This is a genomic window from Mucilaginibacter sp., from assembly GCF_028287845.1.
Taxonomy (GTDB): Bacteria; Bacteroidota; Bacteroidia; order Sphingobacteriales; family Sphingobacteriaceae; genus Mucilaginibacter.
In genome coordinates this window covers 16,431-28,378 of the sequence record NZ_JAQBOW010000111.1, presented here as the reverse complement: position 1 = coordinate 28,378, position 11,948 = coordinate 16,431, and the positions used below count along the sequence as shown (strand labels likewise).

The 11,948-nt window shown below is 41.4% G+C and carries 9 protein-coding genes and 1 pseudogene; 2 read left to right on the top strand and 8 right to left on the bottom strand.

Translation table 11 applies throughout. The annotated features are described in order from the left end of the window. The 3 genes and pseudogenes from JWP71_RS11620 to JWP71_RS11610 form a co-directional block, all read right to left on the bottom strand. Positions 1–301: pseudogene (locus JWP71_RS11620) on the bottom strand (homogentisate 1,2-dioxygenase); the annotation flags it as partial. A gap of 4 nt (positions 302–305) precedes the next feature. Next, positions 306–944: a flavin reductase family protein gene (locus JWP71_RS11615; RefSeq protein WP_299499998.1), complete on the bottom strand. Its 639-nt coding sequence runs from the start codon at positions 942–944 to the stop codon at positions 306–308. A gap of 4 nt (positions 945–948) precedes the next feature. Next, positions 949–1,944 carry a fumarylacetoacetate hydrolase family protein gene (locus JWP71_RS11610; protein WP_299499996.1) on the bottom strand — a complete coding sequence of 332 codons (996 nt, stop codon included), beginning with the start codon at positions 1,942–1,944 and terminating at the stop codon, positions 949–951. 227 nt (positions 1,945–2,171) lie between these two features. On the opposite strand from JWP71_RS11610, the gene JWP71_RS11605 reads away from it, so the two are divergent. Next, on the top strand, positions 2,172–2,642 hold the full coding sequence (locus JWP71_RS11605; RefSeq protein ID WP_299499994.1) for an Lrp/AsnC family transcriptional regulator: 471 nt from the start codon (positions 2,172–2,174) through the stop codon (positions 2,640–2,642). A gap of 17 nt (positions 2,643–2,659) precedes the next feature. Here the strand turns inward: JWP71_RS11605 and JWP71_RS11600 are convergent, their stop codons facing one another. The 5 genes from JWP71_RS11600 to JWP71_RS11580 form a co-directional block, all read right to left on the bottom strand. Next, positions 2,660–3,478: a hypothetical protein gene (locus JWP71_RS11600; RefSeq protein WP_299499991.1), complete on the bottom strand. Its 819-nt coding sequence runs from the start codon at positions 3,476–3,478 to the stop codon at positions 2,660–2,662. A 133-nt stretch (positions 3,479–3,611) separates the two neighbouring features. Next, a complete protein-coding gene (locus tag JWP71_RS11595) occupies positions 3,612–4,613 on the bottom strand; it encodes a type IX secretion system membrane protein PorP/SprF (protein WP_299499989.1) in 1,002 nt (333 codons plus the stop codon). Continuing rightward, positions 4,610–5,575 (bottom strand): gliding motility-associated C-terminal domain-containing protein, encoded by a 966-nt coding sequence (locus JWP71_RS11590; RefSeq protein ID WP_299499987.1) that lies wholly within the window; start codon positions 5,573–5,575, stop codon positions 4,610–4,612. The genes JWP71_RS11595 and JWP71_RS11590 overlap by 4 nt, the downstream gene beginning before the upstream one ends. A gap of 326 nt (positions 5,576–5,901) precedes the next feature. After that, positions 5,902–6,591: a hypothetical protein gene (locus tag JWP71_RS11585; protein WP_299499985.1), complete on the bottom strand. Its 690-nt coding sequence runs from the start codon at positions 6,589–6,591 to the stop codon at positions 5,902–5,904. A gap of 685 nt (positions 6,592–7,276) precedes the next feature. After that, positions 7,277–10,357: a hypothetical protein gene (locus JWP71_RS11580; protein ID WP_299499983.1), complete on the bottom strand. Its 3,081-nt coding sequence runs from the start codon at positions 10,355–10,357 to the stop codon at positions 7,277–7,279. A gap of 179 nt (positions 10,358–10,536) precedes the next feature. Here JWP71_RS11580 and JWP71_RS11575 point away from each other — a divergent pair, with 179 nt between their 5' ends. Then, on the top strand, positions 10,537–11,850 hold the full coding sequence (locus tag JWP71_RS11575; protein ID WP_299499981.1) for an APC family permease: 1,314 nt from the start codon (positions 10,537–10,539) through the stop codon (positions 11,848–11,850). Positions 11,851–11,948 lie beyond the last annotated feature (98 nt).

The following is an 11,948-nucleotide window of genomic DNA, read 5'->3' as shown; positions in this document are numbered from 1 at the left end:
GCAGATCATTGTTAACCAAAACTGGTTTGCGGCTTTGCAAATAATCATCGGCTGGTTCTATATTAAACCCCAGCAGGCTGGTATGCTTCAAATGTTTTTCGCGGGCTATTTTTGGCGCTACCGAATATGGCTCGCCCAATTCTTTCACCATCGTTGGCGGATAAGTATGATATACCAGTGAGTATAAGCTCGAAAAACCTTCGGTTGATACCAGCTCTTCGGCATATAATGTACCATCAGGCTTACGAAACTGCGTATGCCGTTTATGGGGGATCTTTCCTAAAGTGTGGTAGCTTGGCATAATTTTATGTATTTAATGGTTTCTCAATTGGTTTAGGTAGCGCGAACAAGCTTTGAGTTGTTACGCGGCTGTACCAGTCGCCGCCGAGGCGGGCAACATGGTCAAAGTTTGCTTGTATAGGTTTACCTGCTTCGTCCAGCAGGTTTTCTCTAAAATGTATGGTTTTAATCTCGGCCAATACCAGGTTACCTGCACCGGCGCCATCGCCCAATGGAATGACCTGTTTAACAATGCACTCCAGCTGTACCGGCGATTCGGCAACACGTGGCGGTTTTATATGCAGCGATGCCAGTTCTGTTAACCCTGCTTCAATAAATTCGTTTACACCCTTTGGGTATTCGGCACTGGCCTGGTTTACTTTATAAACAATGCTATGGTCCACTATATTTATAACGCACTCTGCAACTTCCTGCACATTCTCTAAAGTATGTTTGGTAGTATTATCCCGAACCCTTCGTGCAGGCGAAAATATGCACACAGGGGGGTTAGCACTAAATAAATTGAAGAAGCTAAAGGGGCTCAAATTAACCCTGCCCTCTCTATCAATTGTTGAAACCAGCGCAATTGGCCTGGGCGCAATAGCGTGCAGCAAATAACTGTGTATCTGTCCTGTGCTCATTTCATTGGTTTCAAAGCTTTTCATGGGCTTATTTCTTTAATCTTAGTATTGACCAATTACTCGGTTCGGCTATAATTGTGTTTTTTAGGATTCCTAAGCCGGTAATCTCCATTTCCACCTCGTCGCCATTTTTCAGCCATTGGGTTTGGTAGTTAGGATCATTTAATAACCCTGTTCCGTTAAGTTCAAGGAAACAACCCGTGCCCACCGTGCCCGAACCGATAACATCCCCAGGATAAATAGTACAGCCGTAGGATGCCCGCTCAATGATCTCGGCAAAGGTCCAGTCCATATCTGCCATATTACCTTTAGAAACTTCAATTCCATTAACCTTGCAGGTCATTTCCAGATTATAGCAGGCGCCTATATGCCCCGGTTTAGCATTTATTTTATAACTCTCCAGCTCATCAGGTGTAACCAGCAACGGGCCAATAGCCGTAGCAAAATCCTTTCCTTTAGCAGGCCCCAGATTTAGCAGCATTTCTTCCATTTGCAGGGTACGCGCGCTCATATCATTCATTATCATATAGCCGGCTATGTAACTATCCGCTTTCTCTGCTTTTATATTTCTTCCCTGTTTGCCAATAACAATAGCTGCTTCTAATTCAAAATCAAGTTTGTTAAAATGATCTGGCATACATGCAATATCACCCGGCCCATAAATAGCCTGGTGATTGGTAAAATAAAAAACAGGATATTGATCAAACTCCTTTATCATTTCCAATCCGCGATTGCGGCGCGCCGCTGCTACGTGTTGCCTAAAAGCATAACCGTCACGACATGAAGCCGGGCTGGGTACCGGGGCCAATAGTTCGTAATTTTCTACAGCCTTAATATCTATTTGTTGTAACCGCAGTTTTGCTTCAACAACCGCGGCTTTTTCTATCGAGGTATCACCATCTCCCAAAAACGCGTTCATGTTGTCTGGTATAGATGGATCGCAGGTATTCAAATCATATAGTTTATCATCTACAATAATACCCAGGCCATCCCAATACACGGTTTTATAAGTAGCAAGTTTCATTTGGTTTCTTCTTAAACAGGCTGGATTATATTAATAACAATCCCAATTTCAATTAGTTTGTATACCGGCCTGTATATTGGTTTATAATTTTATATAAATTTGAGAATTTACAGAATAATTAACCGCATATTTGTATATAATCAGCTATCTGCCCTGTTTTTTATAATTAACACCGGACAAATAACAGTTTATTGGGATGTATTTATAACTTTTCCGTATAGTTACTTATGTTAAATAAATTAGATGCTGTAGATATGCATATCCTGCAAATTCTGCAGGATAATGCCCGCCTTACTAATAAAGAAATTGGCGAAAGGCTGCACAAAAGCGCAAGTGCTATTAACGACCGTATCCGCCGGATGCAGGAGCAAGGCTATATTAAAAAATATGTGGCCGTACTTGATAATAAAAAGATAGGCCGCGGCCTAATTGCTTTTACTCACGTGCAGCTTAGGGACCACAGTAAGGAAACGTTGAATTATTTTGAAAATGAAATTATAAAACTGCCCGAGGTGCTGGAGTGCTACCACATGTCTGGCCAGTATGATTTTATTTTGCGGGTAGCCGTAAAAGACCTGGATGCTTACCATCATTTTTTGATGAACCATTTATTTGAGACAGTACCCTTAGGTTCATTGCAAAGCACGTTTGTAATGCGCGAGGCTAAAGCAGAAATGGCTTACCCTATCCAGCCATAAAAAAAGCCAGCCATCTTTTAGCCTGCGGTTACCTCGGCTGTAATCAGGTTAACGGTATATAATTTAGTTTGGTTGCCGGTGCTTATAGAAACGTGCGCCATATGGTTACTCAAAAAAGTAATTGTACCTGTAAACACACTCGAATAACCGCTAAAAGGCGTGGTGGGGTCAAGGTTTCTTACTTGTGTTGTAAATGTTGCTATACCGGATGTTATGTTGGCAGTACCGCTGGTAATATCAACTTTAACACCACTTAAAACATATTTGGTATCTATGTTATTGTACTGCGTAACAACATGTGATGTATTAAGTACAGATGTGTGAAACGATGTGCCTATAGAACCTTCTACAGAAGCTGTTTTGTTGGTTTGGTCAAGTGCTTTTACAAAATAATTTTGGGTCAATATACTAGAATTGGCAAATAAAGGACCCGTTTCTGTATTGGTTATGCTATCAGCCAGTGAATAACTGTCAAGTACATTGGCGGTACAACCATAAGTAAATTTATAGTGAGTGATAAATTTTCTAACGGTATCGCCTGCAGTTTGGTTGTAAGTATAGGTTGTATCAATGGTATAACCACAAAAAGAATTGACGCTGCTAATTCCTGGGCCTTTATTGGTTAGGTTAATGCCGCCAGGGGCAGTTATTCCATCATTGATATTAGCGCCGCCGTACTGGCCTATTAATGAACTGTAAAAACCAACGGCTATTTGTTTAGTTAAATCAGGCGAATTAAAATAGGTGGTTGATGACGATTGTCCCTTTTTACAAGCAACATAACCACAAGCTACAATTATCAGCAGTGCTATTATATATTTAAATAGAGCTTTCATGATAAAGTTTTAATATGCAATTGAACACGGGTACAGCAAATAAATTAGTTATGTAAAACATTCCTCTTTAATAAATTATAGAGGGCTTTTGTTGATGTTATATACATTACGCAGAACGATTATAAAACTTTTACTAAAAATAACACTTCCGCGTAGGGTCATTAAACCGCGAACGTGAACTTGCACTGTTTTTTATAAGAAAGCCTATAGATAACTCATGCGAGCCATATCCTAAGCTGCCTATTTTATTAAGCGAATAATCAAAGGCATAACCTATACGCACACTTTCTGTAGCAAAAAACTCTACCAATGCTACCGCTGCGCTTGAATTTGGCAGCCCCGTTGGGAGGTTAGGCTTATTATAAATAGTAATACCTGTTCTGTAAGTCGCACCTAACCAAATCTTTTCATTTAATAATAAAAAGGCATTTATATCCATGCTGGTTGGTGCAGTTTGAGTATCTTTTATTAAAATGGATGGTTTAAATTTTGTTTCCTCACTTAAATCAAAAAGAGCACCGAGGGTAAAATACTCATGTGGTTTTGGGATAGGCACCCCCAATGCTACGGCATTTGCAGAACTGACTGTATACTGCGGCAACAGATTATCAACAGACGCTCCTATAAAATAACTGTCATTAGTATATAAAACACCAAGCCGCGCATCAGGCGATAGGAAGCTATGATAACCGGTAGGAATATAATTATCGCCGGATTGTACCGGATTTAATTGACTGCCGTCAAGGCCAGACTGGATGACTCCGAGACCTAATCCAAACGCCAGCCGGGAGTTTTCATTTTCGCCTATCTGTATACGATAGGCGTAGTTGGTATAAAAGGCAACAGTGCTTTGTGCCCCTATATTATCACGTTGCAATAACAGCCCCAACCCTACCTTATCATTAGCTACGGCACCATCAGCAGCAATAGAAACCGTTGTAGGCGCACCTGTCAAACCGGTCCATTGCGAGCGGTAAAAACTATTCACATAAAAATCACTTTTGTAACCTGCGTAAGCAGGATTAATGTACAAACCATTAAAAATATACTGGCTAAATTGCGCATCCTGCTGGGCACTTGCTGTAATAAATGAAAATGCCAAAACAAATAAAAGCAGTATTTTTTTCATCATCATATCCTTGTTCTTAAAAGAGTTATATAACCCTTATAAACATCCCAACCACCAGACCGGTTTTTTGCCTTAAGCACATAGAAATAGGTACCCTCAACCATTCCCTGGCCACCCCAGTCGTTTTGATAATTTGTTTTTTGGTAAATAGTGTTGCCCCATCTGTTCAATATAGTCAGTTCAGTATCAGAATAAGTTTCCAGGCCGGGTATCACAAATTTATCATTCACGCCATCGCCATTAGGCGTAAATATATTCGGTATTACTAATGGATAAACTTGCTGAACAGTTTGGTCAACATTGTTTGCAATTATAGGATCCAGCTGTTCCCCCTTAATATCAACTGTGCTCGTTATCACTCCCGGAGTTAAAGCCTTAACGCTTATAACTAATTTGGTAGGAACATTTTCTGCTAACGTGCTAATGGTCCAGGTTAGGGTACGGGTGGTAATATTATAGGTTACTGTACCATTGCTGGTTATTTGCGGTATATAAACCAGGTTAGACGGAATAACATAGCTTACTTCTACATTAGTTCCACTAATTGGGCTATTGTTATTAGCCGTTAATATATAATTAAAACTATCACCAAGCTGAACATGGGTGTTGGTTGATTGGATAGAAATCTGCAAATCAACTGCCGTATCGGGCTTTACAACCGAATTAACAATAACCTGTACAGCGCTTGACATACCAGACGGACAACCGGCACTATTTAAAGCAACTACGCTATATAAACCTGCTGAGTTTGCTGTATAATCTTTGTAAATCGCTCCAGGTATTTCGTTTCCATTTTTATCCCATTGATAGGACGATGCACGGTCTGCATTGGCGTGTAAAACAATAGTTGCCCCTTGATTGATCGTATAAGTAGTGTACACCCCGGGGTTTCCCGAAGTTTGTGAGTACGCCAAACTTGTAATGATCAACAATGCGCAAAAAACTACTATTCTACACAGATGCTTCATTAAGATAAATGCCCCCTATTAATTTTGAGTATTCCAAAATTCAAACCGTTTAATTGGTGTATAATCTTTGTTTATTGTTCCATTTATTTCTATTCCGTCTTTATACCATTGGTAGACCGATGCATTAACTGGGGCCCCATGTAAAACAATAGAAGCCCCTTCATTGATCTTATAAGTGTGGGGTCCGCTTGTAAGGGTTGTCCCTTGCACGTACCCCACACTTTTAATGATCAACAATCCGCATATAAGTATTATTCTATATAAATGCTTCATGTTTCAGCCTTGGCTTTGTAACGGCGGCGAGCTATATTTTTTAATTTATCATATTAATTAGCTGTGATGCTTGGCTGACCTGGCAGCGCATAAACTGTAATAGTTTTGAATGCAGTAACTAGACAACCATTATTCAAAGTATAGGTTACACTTACCGTATAAGTTGACGTTCCGGCAGTGCTTTGAGCTGGCACGGTATAGGTGTTGCTGGTTCCTACTGTAGTAGTAAGTCCACCGCTAGTTTTTGTCCACGCATAAGTTAAACCAATAGTTGATGCCGCCGCTGGAACAGTTGCTGTTAACAAAGCTGTTGTTGTCCCGTCGGCGCAAAAATTACTTGGACTATTAAGTGTCACGGTAAGCTCCGGAAGCACATAGACCTTAACTGGATTAGATATTGGCGATAAACAATGATTGACATTTTCTACAACTAACTGGTAATAATACCAGCCAGCCGCGCCAGATGCTTCGGAATAGGTTCTACCAGTTTGATTGACATCGGTCTGCTGTGGTCCGCCGGAAAAATTTTTATACCAATGATAGGTATCGCCGCCTGCATCAGGTGGGCCCGTCAGAGAGATAGCCGTGCCAAAGCACAATATTTTATCAGCACCTGCTGCCGATGTCGGGGCCGCTGTGAGAATGTCGCTTGGGCCGGCTGTTACCTGTGCTGATGCTACTTTGGTTAAAATAACCAACAATAAGATCAATATCGGTTTTAGGATTAAGTAATGCTTTTTCATTTTGTATTAATTTTAGGGTAGTTTAATTAGTGCGTTTATTTACGATTATGATATGCCCGGCTTTGCGGGGTTTGAATTAATAGTTACAGTTGTTGGCTGAAGTGATGTACAGCCTGTGCTTTTATTTTGATAGGTTATGGTATAGGTACTAACTGAAATGCTTTTTGGTGAGGGTGATACGGATATTCCGGCAACAAAAATCTTTGCAATCCCCAACAGGAGAAAGCCACACAATAAATTCAGTTTCCGAGTTTTTATTAACGCACACATAATCAACCATGTATTTAATTAACAGGCAACACTTTTTACGTGTATTTAAGTATAAGTGTTACGGGAGTTCAAAAAAAACTGCAAAAAGCCGCATTTCATTAAATAATAGTAGTCTGGAAGAATAAATAATTTAAAAAAATATGGCGATGAGATCAATTGATCCAAACATAACCTATTGATTATTAATATATTATATAAATAATAATTCACAATAGTTATTAACATCTGTTTATAATGAACGGAGGGATCATTAAACAAGCAAACAAGGCAAAATATTACCCGGAAATTAAAAAATGGTTAAACAGGAGTTAATTATTTAGCGAATATTTATAATTATCTGCTTTAGCCCTTTACCATTATAGCAGTGGCTTATATATAATTTTAGGATAGTTTTATTAGCGCGTTATACTTACAATTATAATATGCCCGGCTTTGGCGGGGTCGGACTAATAGTTACAGTTGTTTGCTGAGGAAGCGATGTACAACCTGTGCTTTTATTTTGCTCTGTTATGGTATAAGTACCACTTTGTGTTATGGCTTGTATGTTGGCCAGGTTTGGTATTACAGTGCCCGATGGGTCTTTAAAAACGTAGTTATAGGTAGCCGGGTCATATCCCCCCACTATAGTTTGGGTAAGATCATATGTACCGCATGCCGTATTTGGCCCCGTTAATGTTAATACCGGTATAGGATTAATAGTAACATTCACCGTAGCTGTGGCTGAACATGTGTTTTTTGTTGCAGTTATGGTATAAGCGCCAGACGAACTGACAACCGAAGACGCACCGCTACTGTAGGTATAGGCTACCGTAGCGTCGGGACTGCCAATGGCCGAGTGTAAGTCGAATGTACCCCCGCATTGTACCGGCGGACTGGTTACCGCTAATGGCGGTATCGGATTAATCGTAACATTCACCGTAGCGGTGGATGAACACCCGTTTTTTGTGGCAGTTATGGTATAAGTGCCCGATGTGCTAACAACCGAAGACGCGCCGCTGCTGTAGGTATAGGCTACCGTAGCGTCGGGATTGGTGATGGCTGAGTGTAAGTCGAATGTACCGCAAGCTGTCTGCGGACTGGCTACCGTTAATGTTGGCGCTGAAATAAAGGTTACCGTAACAGTTGCTGACGTGGTACATCCACCATTGGTTGCAATTATTGTATAAGTACCCGCAGTGGTAACCGTTGATGAACCAAGCGTATTTCCACCACTATCTTTATAAGTATAAGTATAAGCACCTCCGGCACCGCTTATGGCCGTACTAAGATCGTAGGACGTAACGCCGCAAGCCAGCGTCGGGCTCGTTGCCGTAAAAGTGGGTGCCGGTTTAAAAGTTACATTAATGCTTTGTGATCCCGATTCGCAACCTCCTGCGGTGGTTGCAATAATATAATAGGTGCCCGAAGTAGTCACAGTGGACGAGCCAAGCGTGTTTCCGCCGCTGTCCTTATAAGTGTAGGTATAAGTTGCCCCGGCGCCGCTTATGGCCGTGTTAAGATCGTAGGAGGTAACTCCACAGGCCAGTGTTGGGCTGGTTACTGTAAAAGTGGGCGGTGTGCCGTTTTGAACAACAATTGTTTGTTTTGCTGAGATACAGCCAGCTGCACTTGTTGCCCTAACTGTATAATTGTTGCCCGGGCCAACTTTGGTAAAATTATTCGTTCCTCCGGTTAGGTTAAGTGTTGTGTTTCCATTTTTAAAAAGATAGGTATAAGTGACCGGATCATATCCTATAACGGCAGTTCTCAAATCGAAAGTACCCGAGGCAATACATACTGGGCTAACCACCGTCACTACCGGTATTGGGTTAAAGGAAACCGCAACGGTATTTGTTGTAGTACATCCGGCAGCGCTTGTAGCAGTAATGCTATAAGTGCCAGATGTGGTAACTGTCGAGGAGCCAAGCGTATTTCCCCCACTATCCTGGTAAGTATAGGTATAAGTTCCCCCGGCGCCGCTTATGGCCGTGCTAAGATCGTATGAAGCGGTACCACAGGCAAGTGTAGGGCTTGTGGCCGTAAATGTGGGTAATGGGTTAATGGTAACATTAACACTCTGCGGGTTTGATACGCAACCTGTTGCATTATTGGTCGCAGTAATAGTATATGCACCGCCTGTTGTAACAACCGATGATGCAAGTGTATTACCCCCGATGTCTTTATAGGTGTACGTATATGTAATGTCGTCGCGCCCGTTAATAGCGCTTTTAAGATCATAAGAAACACATCCCGCCACCGTGCTTTTCACCGACAGCGGTGGTACAGGGTTAATATTAACGGTAGTGTTCTGCGGGTTTGATGTACAGCCCGTTATATTATCGGTTTCGGTAATGGTATAGGTGCCAATTGGAGCGGCGGTTATCTGTGCTCCCGAAAGTGCAGTACCGTTGACGTCTTTAAAAGTATAAGTATAAGTACCGGCAGTACCAGTAGTACCGGGAGCGTAACCAACGATGGTTTTGGTAAGGTCATAAGACGGAACACCGCAAATCTCGCCTATTACCGATAATACCGGTATGGGGTTCATCGTTACAACGTATTGCTGCCTGTAAATCTCCGCAAACAGAATATCATCCACCGCGAAGTCGTTGCCTCCTGCGGTATTAGTATTGTTATTAATCAACGCGATTGTAACCGTTCCGCTTATGTTGCTCGAATTCCAGACGCTATTGAAGTACTGCCATACGCCCAGCGCGTTAGCAGTTGAAAGTGTTATAGTACCCAGCGGCGTAGTGGTACTCCCATTGGTAAGTGAAAATTGAAGAATGGATGTATTAGGGCTGGTTATGTCTGCCGAGCTTATGTTAGCTGCCCAAAAAGAGAAAACGTAATCCGTATTAGCCTTAACCGTGATGCTTTCTTGCCATACAATTTGATTTGGGATATCTGAGCCGTTAACTATCAGCATATTTCCGTGCCCCGATGTGTGATCGCCATTAGGGGTAAAAAAACTACCATGATATAAATTCGGATTGCTGCCGACCGCATATGTTCCTGCAGGGTTAAGTAGCGTATTGGTTGGAGTGGCGGTAGTCTTGTCCGTATAGCCGGCGTGTTGAAAACCAGAATCGCCCGCTTCAAAATCGCCGTTAACAACCGAGTTGGCAGCGGTACGCTGCCAGTAGTAGGTGCCGGGAGCGGTAACGGTAAGAGAGTTGCCGGTTGAGCCATTACTCCATGTCGGGCCGTTTGGGTACTTGGCAATTATGGTTGGGTCGTAAAAATTTACATCAGCGGCTGTAGGCAGGGTAATAGGTGCGGTGCCGCATTGATTAATAACAATATCAGACGGATTGAAGAATAAATACTCCAATTCGGGTTTTAACCGTCCGTTAACAGGCATGGGTTTTATTACCGGCTTGGGTTTTATCTTGTGAGGAATAAATGGCCGGTTGTTATGCGCGAATAACATCACCGATACAAGCAATATCGGCAGGGCACAAAACCATTTCAGTTTTGACAATAAGTTGTTTATATTTTTTCCACGGACATTCATAAACCACAGGCAATGCCTTTTACGTGAATTTAAATAGAAGTGTTACACACGTGGGGTAAACTTGCAATATTATACAGAAAGTTAACCATGATTAAAAAGGTTCGGGTTATACCCCTAAATACTTTTAAAAAAATCTTGCCTATTTATTATACGCGGGTAAAACAATATTTTTATAGGCAATGTTATCAACATCTTATTTAAAAAAAATACGGCCAGTACAGTTGGTAGCTGTTATATTCTTTACAGTATCTGGTGGCCCATACGGATTAGAACCACTGCTTACTTACGCCGGACAGCACGCAGCATTATTAGTGTTACTTATTACCCCTTTATTGTGGGATGTGCCTGCAATTTTTACTGTATTGGAGCTTAATAGTATGATGCCCGTAACCGGCGGATATTATAAATGGGTAAAATATGCCTTAGGAACAAGATGGGGATTTTACGAAGGCTGGTGGACCTGGCTATATACTTTTGTTGATCTGGCTATTTACCCCGTTTTGTTTGTGCAATACGCATCATTCTTTTTTCCGGAACTAATAATATATAAAGTGCCGGTTTGCCTCGTTATTATATGGGCATCGGCCGGGTTAAATATATTGGGTATTGTACCGGTGGGCCGGGTCTCTTTGTTTCTAGGCGCCGCGGTACTTGCTCCATTTATTATATTATTTGTTTTGGCATTTTATCATCATAGCGGTGGCTTACATATCATCGCGCCTTCATTAAAAGGAGTAACGTTTCCATCATTGGGGATGGCGCTATATACCGTTATGTGGAACTGTCTGGGGTGGGACAATACCACTACGTATGCAGAGGAGGTTGAAAAGCCGGTGCGCTCTTACATAATATCTATGTTCATTGCTTTTGCAATGGTTATTGTAATTTACTTTTTAGTAATATGGATAGCGCAACTGTCTGGTATAGATACAGCTGTTTTAACTGATAAGGGTTTCCCGGCTTTAGGTACATTAATTGGCGGGCATTGGCTGGGTGTACTACTTGCATTAGCCGGAATGGCAAGTACTTTGGGGATATATGCCGCTGTGCTGCTATCAGTGTCGCGGGTGCCGCAGGTAATGGCAGAAGATGGCCTTTTACCGGCCCGGCTAAATAAATTACATTCCCGTTTTCAAACTCCATATATTTCTATTATCATTTGCTCTGTTATTGTTAGCCTGATGATATTGTGGACATTTGCCGATCTGCTTATTATTGATGTTACCGTTTACGGGGCCGGATTATCATTAGAATATATTGCCTTAATAAAACTCCGTATAAGCGAACCATATACTACCCGGCCGTTTAAAATACCATTAAACATAACCGGATTGTGTTTTTTATTGCTTTTACCGGCAACCGTATATTTTGTTGCGCTGGGTGGAGCCTTTTCATCATCAGCAGATACCATTAAACCGGCTGTATTTGCCATTGTTACCCTGCTAAGTGCAGAAGTTGTATGGCGCATTGTTTCATGGAAAAGGGTATTTTAATTACCATTTTGAACTAAAAACCAGACGGTAAATCATGCTTAATTTATTATCTGTTACCTTAATTGGGCTTGCGTTTTTTGCTTATAAGGTCTTATTCT

What these genes read in the sequence shown, in the direction of transcription:
- JWP71_RS11595 (WP_299499989.1), bottom strand. Translation starts at nt 4,613, where the DNA reads ATGATGATGAAAAAAATACTGCTTTTATTTGTTTTGGCATTTTCATTT.
- JWP71_RS11605 (WP_299499994.1), top strand. Translation starts at nt 2,172, where the DNA reads ATGTTAAATAAATTAGATGCTGTAGATATGCATATCCTGCAAATTCTG.
- JWP71_RS11575 (WP_299499981.1), top strand. Translation starts at nt 10,537, where the DNA reads ATGTTATCAACATCTTATTTAAAAAAAATACGGCCAGTACAGTTGGTA.
- JWP71_RS11610 (WP_299499996.1), bottom strand. Translation starts at nt 1,944, where the DNA reads ATGAAACTTGCTACTTATAAAACCGTGTATTGGGATGGCCTGGGTATT.
- JWP71_RS11615 (WP_299499998.1), bottom strand. Translation starts at nt 944, where the DNA reads ATGAAAAGCTTTGAAACCAATGAAATGAGCACAGGACAGATACACAGT.
- JWP71_RS11590 (WP_299499987.1), bottom strand. Translation starts at nt 5,575, where the DNA reads ATGAAGCATCTGTGTAGAATAGTAGTTTTTTGCGCATTGTTGATCATT.
- JWP71_RS11585 (WP_299499985.1), bottom strand. Translation starts at nt 6,591, where the DNA reads ATGAAAAAGCATTACTTAATCCTAAAACCGATATTGATCTTATTGTTG.
- JWP71_RS11580 (WP_299499983.1), bottom strand. Translation starts at nt 10,357, where the DNA reads ATGAATGTCCGTGGAAAAAATATAAACAACTTATTGTCAAAACTGAAA.
- JWP71_RS11600 (WP_299499991.1), bottom strand. Translation starts at nt 3,478, where the DNA reads ATGAAAGCTCTATTTAAATATATAATAGCACTGCTGATAATTGTAGCT.